Annotated in this window: 27 protein-coding genes; 22 read left to right on the forward strand and 5 right to left on the reverse strand. The window is 47.8% G+C overall.

The window, feature by feature from the left end; all coding sequences use genetic code 11:
* Nucleotides 1-25: 25 nt before the first annotated feature.
* From INF29_RS02630 to INF29_RS02655, 6 genes are all read left to right on the forward strand, one after another.
* A complete protein-coding gene (locus tag INF29_RS02630) occupies nucleotides 26-865 on the forward strand; it encodes a DegV family protein (RefSeq protein WP_072852203.1) in 840 nt (279 codons plus the stop codon).
* Nucleotides 866-1,013: 148 nt separating this feature from the next.
* Nucleotides 1,014-1,379 carry a BlaI/MecI/CopY family transcriptional regulator gene (locus tag INF29_RS02635; protein ID WP_072852205.1) on the forward strand — a complete coding sequence of 122 codons (366 nt, stop codon included), beginning with the start codon at nucleotides 1,014-1,016 and terminating at the stop codon, nucleotides 1,377-1,379.
* Between the two features lie 28 nt (nucleotides 1,380-1,407).
* The gene (locus INF29_RS02640) at nucleotides 1,408-3,207 is read left to right on the forward strand and encodes a M56 family metallopeptidase (protein WP_243184068.1); all 1,800 of its coding nucleotides are present in this window, start codon (nucleotides 1,408-1,410) and stop codon (nucleotides 3,205-3,207) included.
* A gap of 133 nt (nucleotides 3,208-3,340) precedes the next feature.
* A complete protein-coding gene (locus tag INF29_RS02645) occupies nucleotides 3,341-4,255 on the forward strand; it encodes a LysR family transcriptional regulator (RefSeq protein ID WP_193484421.1) in 915 nt (304 codons plus the stop codon).
* A gap of 55 nt (nucleotides 4,256-4,310) precedes the next feature.
* Complete coding sequence (locus INF29_RS02650) at nucleotides 4,311-4,652, forward strand: ArsR/SmtB family transcription factor (protein WP_087989169.1); 342 nt, start codon at nucleotides 4,311-4,313, stop codon at nucleotides 4,650-4,652.
* A gap of 98 nt (nucleotides 4,653-4,750) precedes the next feature.
* Entirely contained in the window at nucleotides 4,751-7,837 is a 3,087-nt protein-coding gene (locus INF29_RS02655) for a heavy metal translocating P-type ATPase (RefSeq protein ID WP_193484423.1), read from the forward strand.
* Between the two features lie 167 nt (nucleotides 7,838-8,004).
* Here the strand turns inward: INF29_RS02655 and INF29_RS02660 are convergent, their stop codons facing one another.
* The 4 genes from INF29_RS02660 to INF29_RS02675 all read right to left on the reverse strand — a co-directional run bounded on the left by INF29_RS02660 (nucleotide 8,005) and on the right by INF29_RS02675 (nucleotide 10,752).
* Nucleotides 8,005-8,517, reverse strand: a complete 513-nt coding sequence (locus INF29_RS02660) for a hypothetical protein (RefSeq protein WP_193484424.1) — start codon at nucleotides 8,515-8,517, stop codon at nucleotides 8,005-8,007.
* A gap of 409 nt (nucleotides 8,518-8,926) precedes the next feature.
* On the reverse strand, nucleotides 8,927-9,121 hold the full coding sequence (locus INF29_RS02665; RefSeq protein ID WP_022255174.1) for a DUF951 domain-containing protein: 195 nt from the start codon (nucleotides 9,119-9,121) through the stop codon (nucleotides 8,927-8,929).
* A gap of 3 nt (nucleotides 9,122-9,124) precedes the next feature.
* Nucleotides 9,125-10,048 (reverse strand): mechanosensitive ion channel family protein, encoded by a 924-nt coding sequence (locus tag INF29_RS02670; protein ID WP_193484426.1) that lies wholly within the window; start codon nucleotides 10,046-10,048, stop codon nucleotides 9,125-9,127.
* Entirely contained in the window at nucleotides 10,045-10,752 is a 708-nt protein-coding gene (locus tag INF29_RS02675; RefSeq protein ID WP_193484428.1) for a gamma-glutamyl-gamma-aminobutyrate hydrolase family protein, read from the reverse strand. Before INF29_RS02675 ends, INF29_RS02670 begins: the two co-directional genes overlap by 4 nt.
* 207 nt (nucleotides 10,753-10,959) lie before the next feature.
* Between INF29_RS02675 and INF29_RS02680 the strand changes: the two genes are divergently transcribed.
* From INF29_RS02680 to INF29_RS02720, 9 genes are all read left to right on the forward strand, one after another.
* Entirely contained in the window at nucleotides 10,960-11,664 is a 705-nt protein-coding gene (locus tag INF29_RS02680; RefSeq protein WP_072852216.1) for a 5'-methylthioadenosine/adenosylhomocysteine nucleosidase, read from the forward strand.
* Nucleotides 11,665-11,908: 244 nt separating this feature from the next.
* Entirely contained in the window at nucleotides 11,909-12,373 is a 465-nt protein-coding gene (locus INF29_RS02685) for a hypothetical protein (RefSeq protein WP_072852218.1), read from the forward strand.
* A gap of 207 nt (nucleotides 12,374-12,580) precedes the next feature.
* Nucleotides 12,581-13,156, forward strand: coding sequence for a hypothetical protein (locus tag INF29_RS02690; protein ID WP_193484430.1), 576 nt, complete (start codon nucleotides 12,581-12,583; stop codon nucleotides 13,154-13,156).
* Entirely contained in the window at nucleotides 13,153-13,962 is an 810-nt protein-coding gene (locus INF29_RS02695; protein WP_193484431.1) for an HAD family hydrolase, read from the forward strand. The genes INF29_RS02690 and INF29_RS02695 overlap by 4 nt, the downstream gene beginning before the upstream one ends.
* On the forward strand, nucleotides 13,959-15,257 hold the full coding sequence (gene mtaB, locus INF29_RS02700) for a tRNA (N(6)-L-threonylcarbamoyladenosine(37)-C(2))-methylthiotransferase MtaB (RefSeq protein WP_193484434.1): 1,299 nt from the start codon (nucleotides 13,959-13,961) through the stop codon (nucleotides 15,255-15,257). The genes INF29_RS02695 and mtaB overlap by 4 nt, the downstream gene beginning before the upstream one ends.
* Before the next feature lie 127 nt (nucleotides 15,258-15,384).
* A complete protein-coding gene (locus tag INF29_RS02705) occupies nucleotides 15,385-15,648 on the forward strand; it encodes an IreB family regulatory phosphoprotein (RefSeq protein WP_022255166.1) in 264 nt (87 codons plus the stop codon).
* Between the two features lie 15 nt (nucleotides 15,649-15,663).
* Nucleotides 15,664-16,086 carry a Holliday junction resolvase RuvX gene (gene ruvX, locus INF29_RS02710; RefSeq protein ID WP_072852225.1) on the forward strand — a complete coding sequence of 141 codons (423 nt, stop codon included), beginning with the start codon at nucleotides 15,664-15,666 and terminating at the stop codon, nucleotides 16,084-16,086.
* 26 nt (nucleotides 16,087-16,112) lie between these two features.
* Complete coding sequence (locus INF29_RS02715; protein ID WP_143710740.1) at nucleotides 16,113-16,418, forward strand: DUF1292 domain-containing protein; 306 nt, start codon at nucleotides 16,113-16,115, stop codon at nucleotides 16,416-16,418.
* 275 nt (nucleotides 16,419-16,693) lie between these two features.
* Nucleotides 16,694-18,376, forward strand: coding sequence for a ribonuclease J (locus INF29_RS02720; RefSeq protein ID WP_193484436.1), 1,683 nt, complete (start codon nucleotides 16,694-16,696; stop codon nucleotides 18,374-18,376).
* 188 nt (nucleotides 18,377-18,564) lie between these two features.
* Here the strand turns inward: INF29_RS02720 and INF29_RS02725 are convergent, their stop codons facing one another.
* The gene (locus tag INF29_RS02725; protein ID WP_193484438.1) at nucleotides 18,565-19,140 is read right to left on the reverse strand and encodes an OB-fold protein; all 576 of its coding nucleotides are present in this window, start codon (nucleotides 19,138-19,140) and stop codon (nucleotides 18,565-18,567) included.
* Nucleotides 19,141-19,247: 107 nt separating this feature from the next.
* On the opposite strand from INF29_RS02725, the gene INF29_RS02730 reads away from it, so the two are divergent.
* The 7 genes from INF29_RS02730 (at nucleotide 19,248) to INF29_RS02760 (ending at nucleotide 25,779) form a co-directional block, all read left to right on the forward strand.
* Complete coding sequence (locus tag INF29_RS02730) at nucleotides 19,248-19,499, forward strand: helix-turn-helix domain-containing protein (RefSeq protein WP_072852853.1); 252 nt, start codon at nucleotides 19,248-19,250, stop codon at nucleotides 19,497-19,499.
* A 112-nt stretch (nucleotides 19,500-19,611) separates the two neighbouring features.
* Complete coding sequence (locus tag INF29_RS02735) at nucleotides 19,612-20,322, forward strand: copper amine oxidase N-terminal domain-containing protein (RefSeq protein WP_243184066.1); 711 nt, start codon at nucleotides 19,612-19,614, stop codon at nucleotides 20,320-20,322.
* Nucleotides 20,323-20,381: 59 nt separating this feature from the next.
* Nucleotides 20,382-21,506 (forward strand): ribonuclease HII, encoded by a 1,125-nt coding sequence (locus INF29_RS02740; RefSeq protein ID WP_072852857.1) that lies wholly within the window; start codon nucleotides 20,382-20,384, stop codon nucleotides 21,504-21,506.
* A 13-nt stretch (nucleotides 21,507-21,519) separates the two neighbouring features.
* Nucleotides 21,520-22,326, forward strand: a complete 807-nt coding sequence (gene pgeF / locus INF29_RS02745) for a peptidoglycan editing factor PgeF (protein WP_193484440.1) — start codon at nucleotides 21,520-21,522, stop codon at nucleotides 22,324-22,326.
* Between the two features lie 508 nt (nucleotides 22,327-22,834).
* Nucleotides 22,835-24,160: a ribosome biogenesis GTPase Der gene (der, locus tag INF29_RS02750; protein WP_191344442.1), complete on the forward strand. Its 1,326-nt coding sequence runs from the start codon at nucleotides 22,835-22,837 to the stop codon at nucleotides 24,158-24,160.
* Nucleotide 24,161: 1 nt separating this feature from the next.
* Complete coding sequence (plsY, locus tag INF29_RS02755) at nucleotides 24,162-24,773, forward strand: glycerol-3-phosphate 1-O-acyltransferase PlsY (protein WP_193484442.1); 612 nt, start codon at nucleotides 24,162-24,164, stop codon at nucleotides 24,771-24,773.
* Between the two features lie 16 nt (nucleotides 24,774-24,789).
* Complete coding sequence (locus INF29_RS02760; protein ID WP_087989182.1) at nucleotides 24,790-25,779, forward strand: NAD(P)H-dependent glycerol-3-phosphate dehydrogenase; 990 nt, start codon at nucleotides 24,790-24,792, stop codon at nucleotides 25,777-25,779.
* Nucleotides 25,780-25,905: the final 126 nt, after the last annotated feature.

Below are 25,905 nucleotides of genomic sequence, written 5' to 3' on the forward strand. Positions count from 1 at the left end.
TATATAGATGAGGAGGGAAATCCCCATGGTAAAAATCATTACAGACAGCACCTGCGACCTGACAAAGGAACGCATGGAGGAAATTGGTGTCACTTGTGTGCCTTTGACGGTGCACATCGGCAATGACATCTATTTGGATGGCGTGGATTTGAGTAAAGCGGAATTTTACGAAAAACTGCGGACGGAAAAATCTTTCCCCACCACTGCCCAGCCCACACCCCATACTTTTGAGGAAGTGTTTACGGCGGCGCTGGAAGAAGCGGACGAAGTGGTGTGCCTGCTGATTTCTTCGGAATTGAGCGGTACAGTCCAGTCTGCCAATATCGCCAAAAACACCATGGAACGGGAGGAGATCCATATTCTGGATTCCCGCACCACATGCCTTTCTCTGGGGCTTTTGGTGGAAATCGCTGCCCAGAGAGCCAAAGAAGGCAAAACGGCGGCAGAAATCATGACGGAATTGGAAGGGCTCACCAGCCGTGTGCGCATCTGCGCTGGTATCGAAACATTGGAATATCTGAAAAAAGGAGGCAGACTTTCCGGCACAGCGGCGGCGCTGGGGACTATGCTGAATATCCGCCCTTTGATGGGGATTCTGGATGGGAAGGTGCTCATGTTGGGCAAAGCCAGAGGCAATAAAAAAATGTATGCCCAGTTGAAGCAGATGGTAGAGGAAGAAGGCATTGACGATGATTATCCTGTGCTCCTTGGTCATGCCCAGTCCATGGAAAACTATGAAAAATTCAAAGAAGCCTGCGGTGACCTCATTGAAGGCAGAACCCAGCTTTATGGGGATATCGGCTGTGTAGTAGGCGCCCATGCCGGTCCCGGTATCGTTGGCATTGCCTTTATCAAAAAAGCATGAATCAAAGAAGAGCCTGTTCTAGGCTCTTTTTTTGCGCTTAAAATTCTTACATTTTTCTAAAATAGGAAAAACAGGTTGACAAAACGCTCTTACAGTTGTAAGTTATAGTTAAACTACAAACGTAAGAGAGAAAGGAGGGAAACCCAACATGGAGGAAAAAATGAAAATCAGCGAAGCGGAACTGGAGGTATTGCAGGTGCTTTGGGATGCGGAGGAGCCCTTGAAAATACAGGATGTCTGCGACCGTTTGGAAAATAAGAAATGGAAGTACAACACCGTAGGCACATTGCTTCTGCGCATGGCAGAAAAAGGCGCTGTTGTGTCAGAAAAGAAAAACCGCATTATTTACTACCGCCCAGTCTGGGAGCGGGAAGCCTATCAGAAGGAACAGACGGAAACGCTCATTGACAGACTCTATCACGGCTCCGCCAAAGAACTGGCGGTGTCCTTGTTCCAAGGGGGGAATATGACCAAAGAGGACTTGGAGGACATTCGGAAAATGTTCGATTTGTGATTTCTGAAGAAAGGAGGGAATGAAGGTGATGGAATGGTTTCAGACCTTTTTGGTGCTTTCTGTGGCAGGAAGTTTCCTTGCGGGCATTTTGCTGGCACTGAAGAAATGGACAGGAAAGCAGTTTTCGCCCACATGGCAATATGTGCTTTGGGTAGGTGTTCTGCTGGTGATGGTGGTGCCTGTTTCCGTGAAAGTGCCTGCCCTTGTGCAGCCTCTACAGGAAAAACAAGTGGTGCAGACAGTACCGCTTCCAGCGGAACAGACTGTGACAGAACAGCCAGCGCCTGTGGATACTGTTGAAGCACCAGCGGGAGAAATCCTGCCTTTTACGGAAGAAACAGCTTTGCCGCCCGTTCCTTGGTGGGATGTGCTGGCAGTCCTTTGGGTATTGGGGGCTTTGGGGAGCCTTGGATACCGACTGACAGGCTATTTTCGTTTCAGCAGGCATATCCGTCGCACAGGAAAGCCCATGGAGTTGGCAGGCGTGCCAAAACGTCTGCGGGTCTACGAAACATCGGCGGCAGTTTCGCCTATGGTCATGGGGATTTTAAGACCGACGCTGATTCTGCCGGAAACAGCCCTGACAGAAAGCCGCCTGCCTTATGTGCTGTGCCATGAATTGGTTCATTACCGCCGTGGGGATATTGTTTGGCGGTGGCTGGCAGTTCTGGCAACGTCTATCCATTGGTTCAATCCCATGGTTTACGTGGCAGCGGCGCAGATGCAGGAAGCATGCGAAATTTCCTGTGACTGGTGTGTGGTACGGTCTATGGAGCAGGCAAAACGGGATGACTACATGCGGGTGATTCTGGAACTTTTGGCAGAGGCAATGGCCAAAAAACAAATTTTGACTACACAAATGGCAAGTGAGAAGAAACAATTACAAAGGAGGTTTACCATGATTCGCAATCAAAAACCTGTGGGGGTGAAAAAACTACTGTTGAGTGTCTGTGTGGGGACAGCGTTTTTGGGGGCAGCATGGCTGACAGGCTGTACCCTCCGGGAAACTTATGTGACAAAAGAGCAGAAGGTGGAAACGGCTGCTGAATTTGGCAGCTTAGCAGAGGAAGGCAGTCTGCTGTTTGTAGGCGTAGATGATCGCGGCAGTGCCGATGCCATTTTCACCTACGAAATGTCCCAAGAAGGAAAGGCAACCATCTATTCCATACCCAGAGATACCTTCATCGCCGATGGGCAGAGGATTTCCACTTTGCTTGCGGAGGAAAACGGGGATGAAAAGATGATTCAGACGGTTTCGGAAATCACGGCAAGACCTGTAAAGGATTATGTGCGGATGGATTTGACGGCAGTGGAGGCAGTCATAGACGCTTTGGGCGGCGTCACCTTTACGGTGTCCCAAGATATGGACTATGACGACCCCTATCAGAATCTTTCCATTCATTTGCAGGCAGGAGAACAGACATTGTCCGGGAAAGACGCTGTTGGACTGCTGCGGTATCGGAAGGGCTATCCCGAAGGGGATTTGAAGCGCGTTGAAGTACAGCAGGCATTTTTGATGGAATTGTTCCGTCAGAAATGTAACCCTGCTTATCTGAAAGAAATTCCGGCAGTGATGGATGCCATCAAGGGGCATGTGACAACGAATTTGATTGCGGAAGATGTGGTAAAATACGGTGAAGAACTTTATCACCTCAAACAAAATGGTATGGATGCGGTGGAGATGTTCACCCTCCAGAATGGCGATATGTATTATGAAACAGCCCAGGAAGGCGGCATAAGTCTTTTTGCGGAACAGTCTGCCGATGTTTTGACGAATGATGATACCTTTGCCACAGAGCAGCCGGTGCTGGTGCCTGTAGGTCAATAAACGTATCAGTGCGGAATCTCTTTTTCAGGAGGGGTTTCGCACTTTTTCTTTTTCTGTGTTTGTTTGCAGGAAAAAACATTTTTCCGGCGAAATGGTTATCATAGGAAAAATGTCAAAGGCAGAGAGGAATGAAATGATGAGGGCTGATATTTCACTGGATCTATACCGTATTTTCTGTGCCGTGGTGCGGACGGGGAACATGTCCCGGGCGGCAAAGGAGCTTTATATTTCCCAGCCGGCAGTGAGTATGGCAGTGCGGCAGCTGGAGGAACGCATGGGCGGAGAATTGCTGGTGCGGACGGCACGGGGCGTTTATCCCACGGCGGAAGGAAAAACACTTTATACTTATCTGTCACAAGCCATGGGGCTCATCCAGGCGGCAGAGGATAAGTATTTCCAGATGCTCCACATGGAAACGGGGGAATTGAAGATTGGTGCCAGTGATTCCGTTATCGCTCACTTTTTGCTGCCTTATCTGGAGCAGTACCACAAGCACTTCCCGGATATCAGCATCAAAGTCACCAATAAAACCACTTACGAATCTCTGCGCCTGCTGCGGAACGGCAGTGTGGATGTGTGTTTTGTGAATTTGCCCATTGAAGGGGATGGGGATTTGGACGTAATCCCTTGCATGGATATTCAGGATGTGCTCATCGGCGGTGAGCGGTATCGCCCTTTGTCACAGGTGGGGATGGATGTGCGCAGTCTGCCTAAGTATCCCCTGTTGCTGTTGGAGGATTTGAGCAATTCCCGCCGCTGTCTGGACAAATACGCCAGAGAAAACGGCGTGGAACTGAATCCCATTCTGGAACTGGGCAGCAGTGATTTGCTGGTAAGCTTTGCGAAAATCAATCTGGGGCTGACCTTTGTCATTCGGGAATTTACGGAAGAAGCCCTCTCGTCAGGGGGACTTTATGAAATCCCTTTGGTGCCGCCGGTGCCCAAACGCCAGATTGGTATGGTGCGGCTGAAAGAAGTTGCCATGCCCCATGCCCTCCGGGGATTTGTGGAACTGATGGGTTTGGATAAAAATGACATTGACAAATGAGAATCGAAATGTTAATATATGAGCAGATATTCAAATGAAGGGAGGCAGAAGCTCCATGGAACAGCATAGAGAAGAAGTGGATATGATTCGGGAGCTGGACAATGATTTTGTCAAAGATCTGGCGGAATTTTTCAAAATCTTTGGCGATGCCACCCGTATCCGCATCCTGCGCCTTTTGATGGATCAGGAGCAGAATGTGGGAGAACTGGCTGATGCCCTGGATATGACCCAGTCGGCAGTGTCCCATCAGCTTCGCGTACTGCGGCAGAATGGTCTGGTGCGGTACCGGAAGGAAGGGAAAACCGTTTATTATTCTCTGGACGACGACCATGTGCGGACGGTTCTGGAACAGGGTACCACCCATATTCGCCATAAATATGGCTATGAAGAAGATTAAATTTGCGGCGGAAGAACGCTTTCGCCCGCAAAAATTTTTAGGCAATACATGAATAACTACTCATATAATCAAATATAATCAGATCAGAGGTGTGAACCATGAAAGAAATGACCATTTCCCTGAAAGGGCTGACCTGTGCCAACTGCGCGGGAAAAATCGAAAAAGCCGTGGGAGAAATGCCGGAAACAAAAGAAGCGGAAATCAATCTGCTGAAACAGGAAATGCGACTGGTGCCTGCGGCAGAAGCAGACCGGACAAAACTGCTGGAAAAAGTAACAAAAACCGTACACAAGTATGAAAGTGATGTGGAAGTATCCCTTGTGGAAAAGAAAAAGCCCCAAGGAGAAATGACCATTTCCCTGAAAGGCTTGACCTGTGCCAACTGCGCGGGAAAAATCGAAAAAGCCGTGGGAGAAATGCCGGAAACGAAAGAAGCGGAAATCAATCTGCTGAAGCAGGAAATGCGACTGGTGCCTGCGGCGGAAGCAGACCAGACAAAACTGCTGGAAAAAGTAACAGAAACCGTACACAAATACGAAAGTGATGTGGAAGTATCCCTTGTGGAAAAGAAAAAGCCTCAAGGAGAAATGACCATTTCCCTGAAAGGCTTGACTTGCGCCAACTGCGCTGGGAAAATCGAAAAAGCCGTGGGAGAAATGCCAGAAACAAAAGAAGCGGAAATCAATCTGATGAAGCAGGAAATGCGACTGGTGCCTGTTGCGGAAGCAGATCAGACAAAACTGCTGGAAAAAATAACAGAAACCGTACACAAATACGAAAGTAACGTAGAAGTATCCCTTGTGGAAAAGAAGAAGCCCCAAGGAGAAATGACCATATCCCTGAAAGGCTTGACTTGTGCCAATTGTGCTGGAAAAATCGAAAAAGCCGTGGGAGAAATGCCGGAAACAAAAGAAGCGGAGATCAATCTGCTGAAACAGGAAATGTGTCTGGTGCCCGCAGCAGAAGCAGACAGGACAAAACTGCTGGAAAAAGTAACAGAAACCGTACACAAGTATGAAAGTGATGTGGAAGTATCCCTTGTGGAAAAGAAGAAGCCCCAAGGAGAAATGACCATTTCCCTGAAAGGCTTGACCTGTGCCAACTGTGCAGGAAAAATCGAAAAAGCCGTGGGAGAAATGCCGGAAACAAAAGAAGCGGAAATCAATCTGCTGAAACAGGAAATGCGTCTGGTGCCTGCAGCAGAAGCAGACCAGACAAAACTGCTGGAAAAAGTAACAGAAATCGTACACAAGTACGAAAAAGATGTAGAAGTGTCTTTGGCGGAACAGGGACAGAGCTGCAGCATTGCCCATGGACATTGTGATGGGGATTGCTGCGGACATACACATTCCCATGAAGAAACGGTAGGCAAAAAGCTGATTCTCCGCTTTGGTGTGGGGCTGGCGTTCTTTGTGGCAGCTTGTCTTTGGCAGAAACAGGGGCAGACAGCACTGTTTTTGATTTCTTATGCCATCTTTGGTTATGATGTCATTTTGCAGGCATTGAAGAATATTTCCAAAGGGCAGGTTTTTGACGAAAACTTCCTTATGTCCCTTTCTACGGTAGGTGCTATGGTCATTGGTGAAATGAGCGAAGCCGTTTTCGTTATGCTTTTTTATCAGGTGGGGGAAGCCTTTCAGGACTATGCTGTCCGTCGTTCCCGCCGCTCCATTACGGCGCTTATGGATATCCGCCCGGATTTTGCCCATGTGCTCACAGCTGACGGCAGTTTGCAGAAAGTTTCGCCGGAACAGGTGGCAATCGGTGACGTGATTGTGGTAAAAGCCGGTGAGAAAATCCCTCTGGACGGTACCGTAGTAGAAGGCAGTGCCCTTCTGGATACGGCAGCCCTCACCGGGGAATCTCTGCCCAGAGAAGTGGAAGCAGGCAGCACCGTTCTCAGCGGATGCATCAACCGGGACGGTCTGCTCCATGTGGAAGTGACAAAACCTTTCGGAGAATCCACTGTCATGAAGATTCTGGAACTGGTGGAAAACGCTGCCGGACGAAAATCCAAGACAGAAAAATTCATCACACGTTTTGCGCGGGTATATACACCTGTGGTGGTAGGTCTGGCAGTGCTTTTGGCAGTGGTACCGCCTATTCTGGGACAGGGTGCTTTTTCCCAATGGATTGGGCGTGCGCTGATTTTCCTGGTTGTATCCTGTCCTTGTGCATTGGTATTGTCTGTGCCTTTGAGCTATTTCGCAGGCATTGGTGCCGCATCTAAGAACGGCATCCTCATCAAAGGCGGCAATGTGCTGGATACTCTGTGCCATACAAAACGTATCGTATTTGACAAAACAGGCACCCTCACAAAAGGGCAGTTTACGGTCACAAAAATCGAAGGCGAAAACCCGGCGGCTCTGCTGGAAATGGCAGCGGCAGGGGAAAGCCTTTCAAACCATCCCGTTGCCCGTGCCATTGCGAAACACTATGAAACAGAAACAGGCAGACAGCCAGAAGGGGTAACAGACTACGCGGAACAGGGCGGCATGGGTATCACCTGTCAGTGGAAGGGTGCCCATCTGGCTTTGGGGAACCGCCGTTTGATGGAAAAAGAAGGTGTTTCCTGTCCCGAAGCTGTGGGAACCGGTTCTGTGGTTTATGTGGCAAAAGACGGTGTTTATGAGGGCTATCTGGTGGTGGATGACACCATCAAAGACGGTGCGGCAGATGCATTGGCGGCGCTGCAACCTTATGGCGTCACAGAAACAGTCATGCTTACTGGCGACGGCAAAGCGGCGGCGGAAAAAGTGGGCAATACCCTTGGCATCCACCGCATCTATGCGGAATTGCTGCCGGCGGATAAGCTGCATATTCTGGAAAATATGCCCCAAATGGAAGAAGGTGCCAAAACGGCTTTTGTAGGGGATGGCATCAACGATGCGCCTGTATTGGCAGGGGCTGATGTGGGCATTGCCATGGGGGCTATGGGCTCCGATGCTGCCATGGAAGCGGCAGATGTGGTGCTTATGGATGATGATTTGCGGAAAATCTCCGTGGGTCTGCGCATTGCAAAGAACACAAGAAAAATTGTGATGCAGAATATCGTTTTTGCCTTGGGTATCAAAATTCTGGTGCTTCTCCTCAGTGCATTGGGTATGGCAACCATGTGGATAGCAGTCTTTGCCGATGTAGGCGTAGCCGTGCTGGCAATTCTCAACGCCATGCGGAAGAAATAAACCGAAAGTTTCTCCCAAGAAAAAAGTGTTTTTTCGCTTTCTTGATTTCTGAGGGAAAACTGGAAGAAACCCAATAAAATATGGATGCAATAAAAAAGCTGAAATCCTTTGTATGGCAAAGGTTTCAGCTTTTCTTATTTCCTCATGAAGATGCCCCGTATCTGTCATCAGGGAGCAATATCTTTGGGTTTTGTGTCGGCATAGTAAATGTCTTTTCCATCGATGCCGCTGATTTCACAGCTCAGATTGCAGGCGCAGCCATCCCCGGTGATGTAGAACACGTTCATACCTTTTTGCAGGGAAATGGTCATTTCGTTGTTGACTTCTTCCGTTACGGCAGAGGAATCCAAAGGCACAGACATTTTTTCTTTGCTGCTTTCCGTATAACAGCCAATTTGGGCGTCGCCGGCTTCTTTGGTGAAGTTATAGTACAAAGTCACTTCCGTATCCCTTGCGGCTTCTATGTAGAAAAAGGGCGTTTCTGTTTCCGTGGGGGTAGCTTCCAGACTGACGGCAAGGGCATTTCCATTGGCCATACGCAGGGACTGGAAAACGGATGCCTGGGCTTCAACAGCGGCTTCTCCTGTGGGCAGGGGCGTAACAGGTTCTTTTTGTGCCTGACAGGCTGCAAGCCCCAGAACCAGTACACCACAGAGCATATATAATTTCATATTTTTCATATTATGTCACCTCAAAAACTGTTTTGTGTAAACAGTATATGCTTCAATTTTTACATTACCCGAAAAGAATCCTTACATTTTTATTAAATAAAAATACAGCTTTGTGGAAGAAAAAGAACAGTCTGTGACAGAATGCAACGGTTTCATTTCTCATTGTCAGAAAATGGCGGAAAACAGCGGTTTTATGAAAAAAAGAAAGACAGCTTTCTATTAGGGGCATCTTCGTAAGAAAACAAAGAAAGCCGAAATCCTTATGATGATAAAGGATTCCGGCTTTCTTATGATATTGAGATTTTATTTGATATGTTTTCTTCTGAAGATAGCCGTCGCAATTCCCCTTAAGAAATCAACAAAAAGGAATGCAATGTTTTCTTAAGGGGAATCAGCTTTCAGCAAGCTGTCTGTTTTTTTATTCCTCCGGCTTTGCGGGGGTAATGACTTTTTTCACATTTTTTTCAAACTTCACACGGGGCAGCATGACCATATGTCCGCAGCCGCAGCATTTGATACGGAAATCAATGCCCGTCCGCAGGATTTCCCACTGGTTGGAGCCGCAGGGATGGTCTTTTTTCATTTGTACGATATCGCCAACAGAAAACTGCATGGTTTATCCCTCCTTTTGCTGTACGATATGCAGGGTGCGCTGAGGGAAGGGGATTTCGATGCCTTCTTTGTCCAGCCGGTTTTTGATACGGCGGCGCAGCTCTGCTTCTACGGAAATGTTTGTTTTTACATGACATTTTGCCACGATTTTTACGGTAACGGCGGAATCATCCAGTCCTGTCACGCCCACGATGGTAGGTGTTTCCAGAATATCCGGCATGTCTTTTGTCTGTTCCATTTCGTCCCGCAGGACTTCCAGCACATGGTCGATGCTGGCGTCATAGGAAACGCCTACGGTAACAACGGCGTTGATGAAATCCCGGCACATGTTGGTAACGGTGCCTACGGAGCCGTTAGGGATGATATGGACACTGCCCTGGGGATCGCGGATTTTGGTGGAACGCAGGGTAACGCTTTCCACGGTGCCGGTGATGTTCTGGATGGTGACGATGTCCCCTACAGCGTAGTGGTCTTCAAAAAGGATGAAGAACCCTTCCAGCATATCCGTTACCACGCTCTGGGCGCCCAGACCAATGGCAACAGAGCCGGCACTGGCAACCACCAGCATGGATTTGGGGTCTACGCCGATGAATGTGAGGGCGGTGAAGATACCGATGAAGTAAATGACGTATTTCACCACGCTGGAAGTGATGGAGTTCAGTGTTTTTGCTTTCCGCTGGGTCATGGCAAGACGCTGTTTTTTGGTCTGTGCCGCGAAGAATTTCCGCATAAGATGGTTGATGATGCGGATGAGGAACCAGCAGATGACAAACGTAGCCACAACTTTTAAGAGAACGAAGCCAGCCTCCGTGGCTGCTTCCAGTAATTTTTCTGTGGCTGTCAGTGTTTTTTCCACCTGTTCTTCCAGATCAACGGCATCTGTTACCGTGGATGCCTGGAGCAGGATGGAAGGAAGATGTGAAATCATGGTGCAGTCCTCCTTTCATGGTAACGGGAAGCCGCCTGGACAAAGTGGCTGAAAAGAGCTTCCTGTTCTTTTGTATGCATAGATTCGGGATGCCACTGGACACCCAGTACAAAGTCTTTTTCCGGCATTTCCATGGCTTCTGTCAGACCGTCGGCACTGCGGGCACAGACGTGGAAGCCTTTTCCCAGAAAGGATACTGCCTGATGGTGCAGGGAATTGACAGCAATCTTTGAAGTCCGCCAGAGTTTTTCCAGCTGACTGCCGGGAATGATGGTAATGCTGTGGGTAGCGTAGGGACGGGGTGCCTGCTGGCTGTGCTTGAGGGTAGTGCCCGTCTGTACTTCGATATCCTGATAGATGCCCCCGCCTGCGGCAATGTTCATAATCTGCATGCCGCGGCAAACACCGAAAAGAGGCAGATCTCGTTTCATAGCTTCTTTGCAGAGGGAAAGCTCATATTCGTCCCGCAGGGGCGAAATCTGTCCATTCTGCCGGATGGGTTCTTCCCCAAAGCGCAGAGGGTCAATGTCACCGCCGCCGGTAAAGAGAATGCCGTCCACAAAGTCGGGAAAATCTTCTCCGGGGAACAGCAACACAGGAACGCCGCCGGCTTTCAGCAGGGCATTGGTATAATCTTCACTGATTTTGAATCTTGTTTTTTCATAGGAATAGTCCGGCGTAATGCCGATAATGGGTTTTTTCATCATGTCACACCCTTTCTCTGTTCTTTTACAGTATACAAAAGGCGGGCGTGTTTTGCAACTGACAGAAGTATCAGAAAAACTTGTCAGAAAAAAGCAAAAAAAGTCAAGAGGATAAAAAGGGGGTTCTTGAATTATGTCGGAAATGTATGGTATGATGAAAAAAATGTCTATGATTTGGTAAGAAAATCAGAATAGGAGTGGATATACATGAGAACAATCGGCATCATTGGTGCTATGGAAGAAGAAATTTCTTTCCTGCGGGAAAAAATGGATATCGTCACCACCAAAAGCGTGGTTGGTCTGACTTATTATGTGGGACGTTACGAAGGGAATAATGTGGTACTGGTCAAAAGCGGTATCGGCAAAGTCAACGCCGCAGTCTGCACACAGGCAATGATCGACCATTTCGGCGTGGACTATATCATCAACACAGGCGTGGCAGGTGGTCTTTCTCCTGAACTGCATGTGGGGGACATCCTCATTTCCGTAGACGCGGTACAGCATGATATGGATACATCCGCTTTTGGCGACCCCATCGGCGTCATCCCACGTATGGCAGAAAGCTATTTCAAAGCCGATGAAGCCCTTGTGGAATTGGCGCAGGAAGCGGCAAAAACATGCGGTCTGGACTGCCGTATCATCACCGGACGTGTGGCAAGCGGCGACCAGTTCATCGCTACCCAGGAAGCCAGAGAGAAAATCCGCAAAACCGTCAAAGGGGACTGTGCGGAAATGGAAGGGGCTGCCATTGCCCATGCCTGCTGGCTGAACCGGATTCCTTTTCTCATCATCCGCGCCATTTCTGACAGCGCCAACGAGGATGCGGGCATGTCCTTCGATGAATTTTGCGTCATGGCAGCACAGCGCAGCAGCCTGCTGACAGAAACCATGATCGCAGCCATGAAAAACTAAATTTTCCTATAAAATCAGGAGGAGAAGTCATTCTTTTTGGAAGAACTTTTCCTTTTTGTTTTTCTATCCGTACAATGGGACAAAGCGTTAAAAAATGAACAAAAAACAGGGAAGAATTTCTATGTTATTTCTGGATGTATACCTATTGTCAGGGGGCTGGGAGTTATGTATAATGCAAGGGAAAGGAAATATTTTGTATACAAACAAATTTAGATAAACAGCGAAAAGAAAGGGTGGCATTTCCATGACAGCAAAGACACATGGTTACATCACAAAAGAAATCGAACTGGAACAGATTTACCGTTTTATCCTGAGATATTTCGATCCCGAAGCAAAGGTAAACCGTTATGAAAACCGTTTCGGTGAAAGCAATGAAATGGCTGTTTACTTCACTTATAAGGGCGAAGAAAGACGTCTGTTCTCCATGATTTACAAGAGCCGTAAATTCTCCAAGACAGGCGAAAAGAAACGTCTGATCTTCCTGGATCTGGATTACTGGGGTCACAGCGTAGAAATCATGCGCTCCATCATTTCCTTCTTCAGCGGCTGGATGGATGAAAACGACTGCGATAAAGAAGGTCCTTACTACATCGACGAACAGCCCGACGGCGTAGTACCCAACATCATCAAAATCACAAGAAAAGAACTGAATAAACGTATGGGCGGCATGGTCGTTATCATCGACGATGACGACGAAGACGAAGAATAAGTCTGAAAAGCAAAACCGGAATTTCCCTGTTACAAAGGGGGATTTCCGGTTTTTTTCTTTTGTGCGGCAATTTTTACAGGCAATTTGCGAGAAAAAATAGGAAAACCGTAGGATTTTTTGGCAGACCCCTTGCTTGCAAAGGCTTTCGCCATTTGTTATACTGAATACTGGAAGCATATTGTTTTTTGTAAGAAGGGCGGTGGCAGTATGAACGAGGAGAAAGACATGCGGACGTTGATCGAAGAAGATCTGCAGCATAGTCAGGAAATTTGGGAATCCTATTCCCATGACAAGGAAAAACTGGGCGAATTGTTTCAACTGCTGCTGCAGCACTACGACGGAAAAATAGACGGCTTTGACGAGGATTTATGGGTCATTCAGGATCGAGAGGACTGTGCCGATATGGCAGAGGTCTACCGGAAGAATATCCGCCATCTCATGGAACGGCTGGAAGCTTTTCGGGACAACGGCTATTCCAACGAAGGACTCATGGAATACTATATCCGCAAGGAGCAGAAAGACATCGATTACAGCGCGGACTTTACCTCTGTGCGCATCTCTCTGGGCATGGCAAATCTGCCCGTAAGGGAAAAAGAAGAAATCATGATGAAGCTGGACGAAATGGAAGAAATTTGTGCCCAGGTGGTTCCCAGAAGTAAAAAATGGGAATCCCTTAGGGAATATCTCATCTGGGTTTCGGGGAAAGAAGCCGATGTTGCCATGGAAATTCTGCCCCTGTTTTTCCGCATCAATGATATTATCACAAAGAGGCAGGAAGTATGATCAAACTCATTGTGTCCGATATGGACGGCACGTTACTAAACGACGAGAAACAGATAGATAAACGCATTTACGACCTTTTGCCCAAAATGCGGCAGGAAGGCATCCGCTTTGTGGTAGCAAGCGGCAGACAGTACCCTTCCCTGGCAAGGGATTTTCAGGAGCATTTGCCGGAAATCACCGTCATTGCGGAAAACGGCGCCTTTGTGGTGCAGGATGGGAAAGAACTGTATTTCAAAGGTATGAACGAGAAACAGATTGCCCATAGTCTGGATATTATAGAAACATTACCGGAAACAGAAGGGCTTGTCTGTGCGAAATACTGCTGTTATACCACAAGTCAGGAGGTACACGACCTCCTTGCCAGCCCCAAATTCCATTATGACTGTGAATTGGTGGATGACCTGTACAAAATGACAGATGGCGTCACAAAGGTTTCCCTGATGGTTTACGGAAGCAACACCACACAGTCCTGTTATGACGCCATGCATCCCCAGATGCCGGAGGAAATGACGCTGGTCATTTCCGGCGACACTTGTCTGGACACAGGCATCAAAGGGGTCACAAAAGGCAGTGCATTGGCAGCTTTGCAGGAAATGTGGGGCATTTCGCCGGAAGAAACATTGGTATTCGGTGACCAGTTCAATGACGTGGAAATGTTCGATCAGGCTTATTACAGCTATGCCATGGAAAACGCTATGGACGGCGTGAAAGAAAGAGCCCGTTTTGTGGCAGGAAATAATAACAACGGCGCCGTTGTCGACACCATTTGCCGACTGACGGGTCTGACCATAGAAGGAGAACTATGAAAAAGATAGCAAGCTACGCCTTAGGGTGTAAAGTCAATCAGTATGAAAGCGAAGCCATCGCCGAACTGTTTGCGGAAAAGGGCTATGAAGTGGTTTCCGTAGACGACGAGGCAGATGTATATATCATCAACACCTGTACGGTGACAAATTTCGGGGATAAGAAATCCCGTCAGCTCATCCGTAAGGTGAAACGCCAGAATGAAAACGCCATTGTTGCCGTTGTGGGCTGTTATGCCCAGACTGCGCCGGAAGAACTGGCGGCGGTGCATGGTGTAAATCTGGTCATTGGCACCAAGGATAAGAGTAAAATCGTGGAATTGGTGGAAGACTATCAGGCGGAACAGGGTGTGCAGAATTATGTGACAGACATTATGCACGAACGTGTTTTTGAACCACTGGAAATCAAGAAACTGGCAAACCGCACCAGAGCTTATCTGAAAATTCAGGACGGTTGCAGCCAGTTCTGTTCCTACTGCATCATTCCTTATGCCCGCGGTCCCATCCGCAGCCGTCAGCCCGAGGACGTGATTGCGGAAGTGAAACGTCTGGCGGAAAACGGCTTCAAAGAAGTGGTGCTCACTGGCATCCATGTGGCAAGTTACGGCAAGGATTTGAAAACCATCACCCTCACAGACATCATCCGTCAGGTGCATGAGGTGGAAGGCATTGAACGCATCCGTTTCAGTTCCATTGAACCCAACGTGGTGACAGAGGAATTTGCGGCAGCTATGGCGGAATTGCCCAAGGTTTGTGACCACTTCCATCTGTCCCTCCAGAGCGGCTGTGACAAGACTTTGAAGGAAATGAACCGTAAATACGATACAGAAAAATACCGTCAGGCGGCAGCCCTCCTGCGGAAATATCTGCCGGATGTGGCAATCACCACGGATATTATCGTGGGCTTCCCCGGGGAAACAGAGGAAGATTATCAGGCAAGCCGTGCTTTTGCGGAAGAAATCGGCTTTTCCAAAATCCATGTATTCCCTTATTCCCCGAAAAAAGGCACTCCTGCGGCGGCAAGAAAAGACCAGCTGCAAAACGCTGTGAAACAGGCGCGGAGCCACGACCTCATTACCGTCAGCGACCGCATGACAGACGCCTTTTTGCAGAAGCATGTGGGCAAGGTCATGTCGGTTCTCTTTGAACGGTGCGTTGGGGACGATGTCTATGAGGGACATACCACAAACTATATGAAAGTCCACGCAAGAAGCACAAAAGACCTGTCTAACGTCATTGCGGATACAAAAATCCTCTCCGTGGCGGAAGAAATGGCTTTTGGCGAAGTGGAGGCATAAATCCCATTTTTTGTAATATTTATGTAAGGAAAGAACGGTTGCAATCCGTTCTGGTTTATATTATCATGGAAGAATAGAATTTGTTTGGAGACAGCAAGCATGTGCTGTGGAACGGAGCGTGATACACATGAGCAATAACATCAATGAAACACAATATTTCGGCAGAACGGGCAAGGAACCCGAAAATGAAGCAAAAAGAATTCTGATTTCCGTCAGCACGGCACTGCGGGAGAAGGGTTACAACCCTGTCAACCAGATTGTGGGCTATATCCTTTCCGGTGACCCCACTTATATCACCAGCTATCTCAACGCTAGAGCCATGATCCGTAAACTGGAACGTGATGAACTGCTGGAAGAACTGGTAAAAGATTATCTGGACAGAAACGAATAAGAAAGAGGCATCAATTTGCGTATATTAGGTTTGGACTTCGGTGATAAGACCATCGGCGTGGCAGTGAGTGATCCCTTGGGCTGGACAGCGCAGGGCGTGGAAATCATCAAAAGAGAAAATCCTCAGGAATTTAAAAAATGCATGCGCCGTCTGGCAGAGATCATCGAACAGTATCAGGTGGATACCATCGTTTTGGGCTATCCCAAAAATCTGGATAACTCCGAAGGGGAACGGTGCGAGAAAACAAAGGTCTTTGAGGCGAAAATCAAAGGCAGATTCCCCAAAATCCCTGTGGTGCTCTGGGACGAGCGTTTCAGCACCATTGCGGCGGAGCGTGCCCTGCGCATGGCAGACCTGAGCCACGATAAAAGAAAGAGCGTCATTGACAAAATGGCAGCAGTACACATTTTGCAGGGGTATCTGGACAGCAAGCAGTAAGCCCCCAGAAAGAAACGGAGAAGAACATGAGCGATATTTTTGAAGAAGCAGACGAACTGGAATTTGAAATCGTGACCATGACCGACGAGGATGGCACAGATGTGGAATTTTCCATTATTGATAACGTAGCCAGCGGCACAGACCGTTACCTGCTGGTGGTAGAAACAGAAAAAATGGACGAGGACGAAACACAGGCCTTGATCCTCAAAGAAGTGGCTATTGACGCCAACGACATCACATATGAAATGGTGGAAGACGACGCGGAATTTGACCGTGTGGCAGAACTTTTTGCCCAGAAAGGCGAAGACTACGAAGTTTCCATCGACGACTGATTTTAGAATGGATAGGGTGGACGGCTGACCGACACCCTTTTCAATATATGTGCGGATAAAAAAGCGAACAGAAACGAAAAAGCAGAAACCTGTCTTTGGAGAAAAATGGGACGTGAATTGTTTTTCGGGGAAGGACAGGATTGCCTGCTCTTTTTGTGCTTGTCTGAAAAAGGAGAAATAGACAGGTTTTGTTTTTGTGTTTAAAGCAGACTTTTTTACGCCATACTAACTTTTAGAAATGGATTACATAAAACGATAAAAAGGAGGTGTGTTTTTTGGCAAACAGAAGATCCAAGCCCAAAACAAGGCTGAAAGTCATCGCTTTGGGCGGTCTGGAAGAGATCGGGAAGAATATGACCGTACTGGAATACGGCAACGATATCATCATCATCGACTGTGGCCTGGCGTTCCCCGAGGACGATATGCTGGGCATTGACCTGGTCATTCCAGACATTACCTATTTGGCAAAGAACGTAGAAAAAATCAGAGGCATCGTGCTGACTCACGGTCACGAAGACCATATCGGCGCACTGCCTTATGTACTGAAACAATTGAAAGTGCCTGTATTCGGCACACTGCTGACACTGGGTCTGTTGGAAAACAAACTCAGAGAGCATAAAATGCTGGATAAGACCACACTGCACACCGTTGTGCCCGGCGAAAAAGTGAAACTGGGGGAAATGGTGGTGGAATTCATCCACACAAACCATTCCATCGCCGATTCTGTGGCGCTGGCAATCCAGACCCCTGTGGGTATGGTCATCCACACCGGGGACTTTAAGGTGGACTATACACCCATTGACGGGGATATCATCGACTTGCAGCGTTTTGCGGAACTGGGCAGTCAGGGCGTACTGCTCCTCATGAGCGACAGTACCAACGCGGAACGCAAAGGCTTTACCATGTCTGAAAAGAATGTAGGTAAGGTGTTTGAACGGATTTTTGAGGAAACCCCCAGAAACCGTATCATGGTTGCCACATTCTCCTCTAATATTCACCGTATCCAGCAGATCATCAATGCGGCCTATATGTATGGCAGAAAGGTTGCCATCATCGGCAGAAGTATGGTAAACGCCGTAAAAACAGCGTCTGAACTGGATTATCTGTGGGTTCCGCCCCGTACCCTTATTGATATCAACGAAATCAAGAATTATCGGGATGAACAGCTGGTTATCATCACCACAGGCAGTCAGGGCGAAACCATGTCCGCTCTGTCCCGTATTGCCAACAGTGAACATAAACAGGTCAGCGTCAAACCCGATGATAAAATCATCATTAGTGCATCTGCTATCCCCGGCAACGAAAAGAACGTGATCCGCGTGGTGAATGAGCTGCTGAAAAAAGGCGCAGATGTGGTATACGGCGGCATTGAGGACATCCACGTTTCCGGTCACGCCCGTCAGGAAGAGCTGAAGCTCATGCTTGCTCTGACAAAGCCCAAATTCTTCATGCCTGTTCACGGCGAATACATGCACCTGTCCAGCCATAGAGATCTTGCCATCAGCATGGGCATGGACAAGAAAAACATCTTCGTCAATAAACTGGGGGATGTGCTGGAACTGTCCAAAAATGAAGCCAAAGTCACAGGCACTGTACCGACCGGTCAGGTCATGGTAGACGGTCTGGGTGTTGGCGACGTTGGGAACATTGTACTTCGCGACAGAAAGCACCTGTCCGAGGACGGCTTGATGGTGGTCGTGGTTTCCATGGAAGAAGAAACCGGTCAGATTGTGGCAGGTCCCGACATCATTTCCCGTGGCTTTGTTTATGTTCGTGAATCCGAAGACCTTATGGACGGCGCAAGAGAAGTTGTCATGAAAGCCCTGCAGGAATGCGAAGAAAAGAACATCACCAGCTGGAACTATATCAAGAACCTCATCAAAGATACTTTGAAAAACTATATCTGGCAGAAAACAAAGAGAAGCCCTATGATTCTGCCTATCATCATGGAAGTGTAAAGAAATAAAAAGTCGGAAATTCTGAAAAGTAAGCTCCTCGTCAGAGGAACTGCGACGACAATCTTCAGAAGAAAATATACCGGATAAAAATAAGAAAGCTGAAATCCTTTCTCGATAAGGATTTCAGCTTTCTTTGCTTTCTTATGAAGATGTCTGAAAAGAATGTCCGACTTTTTGTATATCAGGGATTATTCAAACACACAGTCTTTGATGAGCACATTGCCAAATTTGCCGTCACAGACACCAACCAATGTGATGGCGTCTCCTTCCTGTAATTCCATGACTTTTTCAATCTGGGCTTCATCAGAGAAATAACACTGTACAGAAGTGATGGCAAACTCTTCGCCGGCAAAAGTGATGTAAACATCATCTACAATGTCTTTGCCAATGGAACCGACGGTGCCGCTGAGCCGCATGGTTTTTCCTTCATAAAGGGCATCCCCTTTGACTTCGTTGGCTTCATAGGATGCCAGCAGCTCTGCAGGAGAAATTTCCATGATTTCCACAGGAGCGGTTTCTTCTGCTTCCGTGTTGCTGGGTTCTGTGGCGGCATTGTTTTCCGCTACAGGCGCGTTTCCTCCAAAGGAAGATGCAGGCTTTTCCTCGCCGCCCATCAGTGCGGAAAAGATCAGCAGCACAACAATGACTGCAATGACCCATTTTGCCTTACCGCCTTGTTTTTTGCCGCACTGGGGGCATACAGACGCTTTTTGGGGGATTTCACTTTGACAGAATTTACATTTCTTTGTTTTTGGTGTTTCCATAGATTTCCTCTCCTTTTGATACGAAATACATAATGTTGCATCTTTAGCAACATCATAAGGCAGGACACATGGTAATGTCAAGAAAAAAATGAGGGGGACTGTGAGCCATGAAAATATACGAATACGACGGGAAGAAAAATATCTGTGGGGAACAAATCCGAAAAATTCGTATGGAAAAAAAGATGTCACAGGCAGCGCTGTCCCGGGCTTTGCAGTTGGAAGGCATCACCATTGACCGTTATTCCATTTGCCGCATGGAAAAAGGCGAGCGGTTTATTGCCGATTATGAATTGATCAAAATCGCCGGCATATTAGATGTACCGGTTTCTTTCTTTTTCCCTGGCGCAGAGGACAAATAGGCTTTTTTTAGAATATCACAGGAATTTTTTGGGATTTCCCCCAAAATAGGGGAGAATTGTGTTATTTTTAAGATATCATAAAAATAAAAACCATCAAAAGGGGGCTTTTGACATGAAATTCCAAAGAATCAAAGATGTATGTTTAGGGGCAACGGTGGCTGCTCTTGTTATGGGTGCAGCGCCTGCCGCTTACGCAAAGGTGGCAAACATGGACATTCCTGTTATGTTTAACAACATTAAAATCGTTGTAGACGGGAAAGAACTGAAAACAGACAAAGAACCTTTTATCTACGAAGGAACCACATATCTGCCTGTCCGTGCCGTTGGGGAAGCTGTAGGGAAAAACGTCACATGGGATGCTGCTTCCAAAACCGTTATCTTAGGGGAAACAGAACAGAAAGAACAGGAAAAAGAACCGGAACAGCCGGAAGAAACCACTTCTGACGATGACAGCAGATTGGGGAAACTTTCCAGCAAACCCAGCACCAATGTCAATAATATGAAAATCCAGTGTACCGGTGTGAGAGAATCCGCTGGATATATCGACGGTATTGAAGTGGATTTCAAATTTACCAATAACAGTGACTTTGAACAGACTGTTGTACTGGACAGCTTGGAAGTCAATAACAAAGAAGTGGAAGGTTATCTCTATGCAAGTGTTTTGGGTGACAGAAGCGAAACAGACCGCCTGACCATTGAGGACAGCGATTTGAAAAGCGCCGGTATTGACAAGATCTATAATATTAGTGTAGTATTCCGTGTATATAACCATGACGATTGGGATGACGTAACTACAAACGAAATGATCATGAATTTTAATTAAACACAAGACCCCCGATTGGTTTCCAGTCGGGGGCTTTTTTGCAAAAGGAGAGAAGAACCATGCAGTCCGTTGGGGAAATCAAAGAAATATTAAGCAGCTGTCCCGTGGAAAAACTGCCGGAAGTTTTGCCGGAATTTGCCGCCGACAGCCGCAAAGGCGTACAGAGCCTTGTGACCCGTTTCCAGAAGAAATACGACGCTTATCTGGCAGAACTGGAACGACTGGAAACATTGCTGACTTACGAACGGGAGTGCTACGAAAAAGGCTTTGAACTGGTGGCAGGCATTGACGAAGTGGGCAGAGGACCCCTTGCCGGTCCTGTGGTAGCGGCAGCGGTGATTCTGCCGAAAAACTGCAAGATTGCCGGTGTCAATGACTCCAAAAAACTTTCTGCCCAGAAACGGGAGGAGCTTTGCCAAATCATCAAGGAACAGGCAGTGGCTTGGGCAGTGGGGGTAGTTTCCAACGAACGCATTGACGAAATCAATATTTTGCAGGCAACTTATGAAGCTATGCGAGAGGCTTTGTCCAAACTGGAAGTACAGCCGGACTTTATCCTTGCGGACGCGGTGACCATTCCCAAGGTATCTACGCCCCAGAAAGGCATTATCAAAGGGGATGCCAAAAGTATTTCCATCGGTGCCGCCAGCATTGTGGCAAAGGTCACCAGAGATGCCATGATGGAAGGCATGGCGGAAATCTATCCTCATTACGATTTTGCTTCCAATAAGGGTTACGGCTCCCAGAAACATCTGGCAGGCATTGCCCAGTATGGCATCTGTCCCATTCATCGCCGGACATTCGTGAAAAATTTTCTGAAAGAAGATGCCGCACCCAAGGAAACAGGCAACCGGGGCGAACTCCTTGCCGCAAAGGAAATGAAGAAAATGGGCTATGAAATTCTTGCCCAGAATTACCGCAAACCAAGCGGAGAAATCGACATCATTGCCCAGAAAGATGGTATACTGGTATTTACGGAGGTAAAAACAAGAACCAGCACTGCTTACGGCACCCCTGCGGAAGCCGTAGACCGCCGGAAGCAGGCACATATCATCGAAACGGCGCTGGCGTATCTGGCGGAGACGGGGGACGCAGACAGGGATTGCCGTTTTGATGTGGCAGAAATTTTGGAAGAAGACGGAAAGAAATATTTCCGATACATCGAAAACGCCTTCGAGGCATAAAGGAGGAAGAAACTTGCAGATTGTAAAAAAAGGTGATGTGGAACTGATCACATTTGATAATCTGACTCAGACAGGTATGGTGAAACATGGCTTCACCACCCGCCACGGCGGTGTCAGCACAGGCTTTTACGGCACCATGAACATGGGCTTTTCCAGAGGGGAGGACAGAGCCCCCGTGGCGGAAAATTACCGCATTTTGGCAAGAGCGTTGGAGCTGGATGAAAACGCCTTTGTGGCAACCCAGCAGACCCATACCACAAACGTACTGAAAGTGACAGCAAAGGACAAAGGCTGCGGTGTTACAAAAGACAGAACTTATCACGATATCGACGGCTTGATGACGAATGAAAAAGGCATCAATCTGGTGATTTTCGGGGCAGACTGCGTACCTGTTTTCCTGCTGGATACCAAAAACAAAGCCATTGGTCTGGCACACTGCGGCTGGAAAGGCACTGCCGACCGTATGGCAGAAAAAATCGTACAGGAAATGATGGCAGCTTATGGCACAAACCCCAAGGATATTGTGGCAGCCGTTGGTCCTTCCATCGGGAAATGCTGTTTTCAGGTGGATGACCCTGTGGTGAATCTGTTCCGGGCGCAGATTGCCTTTGCCGATGATATCATTTTTGACGACCCCACAGAAGAAGGCAAATACAAAATTGACCTGTGGGAAACCAACCGCAGACTGCTGGCGGAAATGGGCGTGGAAAACATTGAGATTTCCGGTCTTTGCACCATGTGTGACACAGAACGGTTCTACTCCCATCGGAAAATGCGGGAAAATCGCGGCGTTATGGCTGGGGTCATGACACTGCTGTAAAAAAGACAGACGGGCGTGAAATCTGCGGATTTTGCGATTCAGGGTGTCGAAGGTTGACACCCTGTCGTCAAAGGCTCATTTCATTCAAGCCTTTGACGAGTAGACAGAAGTCAAAAGCCGAAGTTCCATCAGCTTAACAGCTTTGAAACTTCGGCTTTTTCCTCGCCGGAAATAAATTCCGGCTGCGGATTCCGGTTGGGGAACCCTTCGTTTCCCAATCCCTTCCGCGGTCTCAAAACACTGAAAAAATCATTCGGTGCGGGGCGTGAAATCTGCGGATTTCACGCCTTTTTCGCTTTTCTGAGCACCTTTGGGGCGGTTTTTGTTGTTCCGGCGTGGACAAGGGGGCTTTTTTGCGTAAAAATTTTGTGAAAAAGCCCGGAAATGTGGGAAAGTATTGTATGTACCGCCTTTTTTATGCTATAATACATAGAATGTGAAAGTGGGGGCGTATGCCCCCTTCTGTATGAAAATGAAAAACAATGAACATAGAGTTGGAGGAAAACAAATGAGCAAACCCATCGTAGCAGTGGTGGGACGTCCCAACGTGGGCAAGTCCACCCTTTTTAACAGGCTGGCGGGCGAACGCATTTCCATCGTACAGGATACCCCCGGCGTAACACGTGACAGAATCTACGCAGACGTAGAATGGCTGAATCACAAATTTACACTCATCGACACCGGCGGTATGGAAATCGGTTCTGAAGAAATCATTCAGAAACAGATTTTGCAGCAGGCGGAAATCGCCATTGAAACCGCTGACGTGATCCTGTTTGTCACAGACGTAAAAGCGGGTGTTACCGACGACGACCGTCAGGTTGCAAACAAACTGCGCCGCACCAAAAAACCCGTTGTGCTGGCTGTCAACAAAGTGGACAGCGTAAAGCGTGACACTATGGATATTTACGAATTTTATGAACTTGCCATCGGCGATCCCATGCCCATTTCCGCAGGTCAGGCACTGGGTCTGGGGGATATGCTGGACGAAGTCATTGCACACTTCCCTGAAGACAGCGACACACAGGAAGAAGATGATGCAATCAAAGTTGCCATCATCGGCAAACCTAACGTAGGGAAGTCCTCCCTGATTAATAAGATTCTGGGAGAAGACAGACTCATCGTCAGCAACATTCCCGGTACCACCCGTGACGCCATCGACTCTCCCATTGAAGTGGATGGTCAGAAATATGTGTTCATCGACACAGCGGGTATGCGCCGGAAGAGCAAGATCAAAGAAGAAATCGAACGTTTCAGTATCATTCGTGCCGTTGCTGCCGTAGAACGCTGTGACGTTGCTATTTTGGTTATTGATGCCAACGAAGGCATCACCGATCAGGATACAAAGATTGCCGGCATTGCCCACGAAAGAGGGAAAGCGGCTATCGTTGCTGTAAACAAATGGGATTCCATCGAAAAAGATGATAAGACCATGAACAAATACCTGAAGGACATCGGCAATGAATTGGCGTACATGCCTTATGCACCCAGAGTGTTCATTTCCGCTCATACTGGTCAGCGTGTAAATCGTCTGCTGGAACTGATCAAGACCGTAAACGAAAACCACGCCCTGCGTATCAGCACCGGCGTTCTGAACGAAGTTTTGATTGAAGCAACAGCCATGCAGCAGCCCCCTGCGGACAAAGGTCGCCAGCTGCGTCTGTACTACATGACACAGGTATCCGTAAAACCCCCTACCTTTGTCATTTTCGTCAACGAACGGGAACTGTTCCACTTCTCTTACCGCAGATATATTGAAAACCAGCTGCGGGAAGCCTTTGGTTTTGTGGGTACACCCATTCATTTTATCGTAAGAGAAAAAGGGGATAAGGATTGATATGTTTCGACTGATTTGTATTGCCATCGGGTACTTTATCGGCTGTATCCAGACGGCGTTCATCATGGGCAAGCTCTGCAAAACAGACCTGAGCAAGAAAGGCAGCGGCAATCTGGGTACCACAAATGCCCTGCGTGTGCTGGGGTTTAAAGCAGGAGCGGTTACATTCATCGGGGATATTTTAAAAGGGGTCGTAAGTTTCATCATTGCCAGATGGCTGTTCCCGGATATGGGGATTCTGGCAGGGATTTATGCCTGCGCAGGTACCATCTTAGGACATGATTTTCCTTTTTACCTGCATTTCAAAGGCGGGAAAGGCATTGCTGCCACCATCGGCTTGGTGCTGTGCATCGGTTTTACAGAATCCATGCCACTGATGCTCATTTCCTTTATCATCGGTATTGTGGCAGTGGCAATGTCCGGTTATATTTCTCTGGGCTCCATGCTCTTTTCCATTGCCATTCCCGTTTGTGCCTTTTTCTTCCAGCTTCCACTGGAAGGGGCGCTGGTGCTGACAGCACTGACCATTCTGGCACTGTGGAAACATCGGGCAAATATCGAAAGACTGCGCGCAGGCAATGAAAACAAGTTTACTTTGACAAAGAAAGTCTGAGGAAGGGGAGTTTGTTATGAAAAATGTAGCGGTAATCGGTTCCGGCAGCTGGGGCACAGCCCTTGCCATTATTCTGACCAAGTATGACCATCAGGTGAAGATTTGGGCAAGAAGTCAGGCAGCTGTAGACGAAATCAATAGCAAACACACCAACGAAAAATATCTTCCCGGCGTTACATTGCCGGAAACATTGACAGCCACCACAGACCGTGAAGCGGCGCTGGAGGGTGCGGAAATCGTCATTTCTGCGGTGCCTTCCCGTGCAGTGCGCCAGACCATGACAGATTTTGCGCCTTATTTCAAACCCGGCACTGTCATCGTCAATGTGGCAAAAGGTCTGGAGGACGGCAGTCTGCTGCGTCTTTCTCAGGTCATCCAGGAATGCGTGCCTCAGTGCGAAGTTTGCGTGCTGTCCGGTCCCAGCCATGCGGAAGAAGTGGCAAGAGAAATCCCCACCACATGCCTCATTGCTTCTGAAAATGAAGAAGTGGCAAAAATGGTGCAGAAAGAATTCATGAATCCCAAATTCCGCATTTACACCAGCACAGATGTCATTGGCGTGGAAATGGGCGCAGCTCTGAAAAACGTTATGGCACTGGCAGCAGGCATGAACGACGGTCTGGGCTTTGGGGATAACAGCAAAGCGGCTCTCATGACAAGAGGCATTGCGGAAATGAAACGTCTGGGCATTGCCATGGGCGGCAAAGCGGAAACATTCGCTGGTCTTTCCGGCATCGGTGACCTGATTGTGACTTGTACCAGTATGCACTCCCGTAACCGCCGGGCAGGCATCCTGCTGGGACAGGGCAAAAGTCTGGAAGAAACACTGGCAGAAGTCAAAATGGTTGTAGAAGGTGTCAACACCGTACAGGCGGCTTGTCATCTGGCAGAAAAATACCATGTTGACCTGCCTATCACACAAGCCATCAATGACGTGCTGTTCCATGGGAAAGATACCCAGACAGCCGTATTGGAATTGATGACAAGAGAAGGCAAGTCCGAATAAATTACATATAAAAATGTCCTTTTTCGGGCATCTTCATAAGAAAACAAAGAAAGCCAGAATCTCTGTAATACAGAAAGTTCTGGCTTTTTCTATTTTCGGAGAATTTGTTTTTCCAAGATGGATTTT

It is taken from the genome of Anaerotignum lactatifermentans, assembly GCF_014982935.1.
GTDB lineage: Bacteria > Bacillota > Clostridia > Lachnospirales > Anaerotignaceae > Anaerotignum > Anaerotignum lactatifermentans.

Coding starts and splice junctions, on each gene's coding strand:
- INF29_RS02695 (WP_193484431.1), top strand. CDS start 13,153: ATGATCAAACTCATTGTGTCCGATATGGACGGCACGTTACTAAACGAC.
- INF29_RS02690 (WP_193484430.1), top strand. CDS start 12,581: ATGAACGAGGAGAAAGACATGCGGACGTTGATCGAAGAAGATCTGCAG.
- INF29_RS02725 (WP_193484438.1), bottom strand. CDS start 19,140: ATGGAAACACCAAAAACAAAGAAATGTAAATTCTGTCAAAGTGAAATC.
- INF29_RS02645 (WP_193484421.1), top strand. CDS start 3,341: ATGATGAGGGCTGATATTTCACTGGATCTATACCGTATTTTCTGTGCC.
- INF29_RS02650 (WP_087989169.1), top strand. CDS start 4,311: ATGGAACAGCATAGAGAAGAAGTGGATATGATTCGGGAGCTGGACAAT.
- INF29_RS02685 (WP_072852218.1), top strand. CDS start 11,909: ATGACAGCAAAGACACATGGTTACATCACAAAAGAAATCGAACTGGAA.
- INF29_RS02705 (WP_022255166.1), top strand. CDS start 15,385: ATGAGCAATAACATCAATGAAACACAATATTTCGGCAGAACGGGCAAG.
- mtaB (WP_193484434.1), top strand. CDS start 13,959: ATGAAAAAGATAGCAAGCTACGCCTTAGGGTGTAAAGTCAATCAGTAT.
- INF29_RS02635 (WP_072852205.1), top strand. CDS start 1,014: ATGGAGGAAAAAATGAAAATCAGCGAAGCGGAACTGGAGGTATTGCAG.
- INF29_RS02670 (WP_193484426.1), bottom strand. CDS start 10,048: ATGATTTCACATCTTCCTTCCATCCTGCTCCAGGCATCCACGGTAACA.
- INF29_RS02730 (WP_072852853.1), top strand. CDS start 19,248: ATGAAAATATACGAATACGACGGGAAGAAAAATATCTGTGGGGAACAA.
- der (WP_191344442.1), top strand. CDS start 22,835: ATGAGCAAACCCATCGTAGCAGTGGTGGGACGTCCCAACGTGGGCAAG.
- plsY (WP_193484442.1), top strand. CDS start 24,162: ATGTTTCGACTGATTTGTATTGCCATCGGGTACTTTATCGGCTGTATC.
- INF29_RS02735 (WP_243184066.1), top strand. CDS start 19,612: ATGAAATTCCAAAGAATCAAAGATGTATGTTTAGGGGCAACGGTGGCT.
- INF29_RS02760 (WP_087989182.1), top strand. CDS start 24,790: ATGAAAAATGTAGCGGTAATCGGTTCCGGCAGCTGGGGCACAGCCCTT.
- INF29_RS02640 (WP_243184068.1), top strand. CDS start 1,408: ATGGAATGGTTTCAGACCTTTTTGGTGCTTTCTGTGGCAGGAAGTTTC.
- INF29_RS02680 (WP_072852216.1), top strand. CDS start 10,960: ATGAGAACAATCGGCATCATTGGTGCTATGGAAGAAGAAATTTCTTTC.
- INF29_RS02675 (WP_193484428.1), bottom strand. CDS start 10,752: ATGAAAAAACCCATTATCGGCATTACGCCGGACTATTCCTATGAAAAA.
- INF29_RS02665 (WP_022255174.1), bottom strand. CDS start 9,121: ATGCAGTTTTCTGTTGGCGATATCGTACAAATGAAAAAAGACCATCCC.
- INF29_RS02660 (WP_193484424.1), bottom strand. CDS start 8,517: ATGAAAAATATGAAATTATATATGCTCTGTGGTGTACTGGTTCTGGGG.
- INF29_RS02655 (WP_193484423.1), top strand. CDS start 4,751: ATGAAAGAAATGACCATTTCCCTGAAAGGGCTGACCTGTGCCAACTGC.
- INF29_RS02715 (WP_143710740.1), top strand. CDS start 16,113: ATGAGCGATATTTTTGAAGAAGCAGACGAACTGGAATTTGAAATCGTG.
- INF29_RS02630 (WP_072852203.1), top strand. CDS start 26: ATGGTAAAAATCATTACAGACAGCACCTGCGACCTGACAAAGGAACGC.
- INF29_RS02740 (WP_072852857.1), top strand. CDS start 20,382: ATGCAGTCCGTTGGGGAAATCAAAGAAATATTAAGCAGCTGTCCCGTG.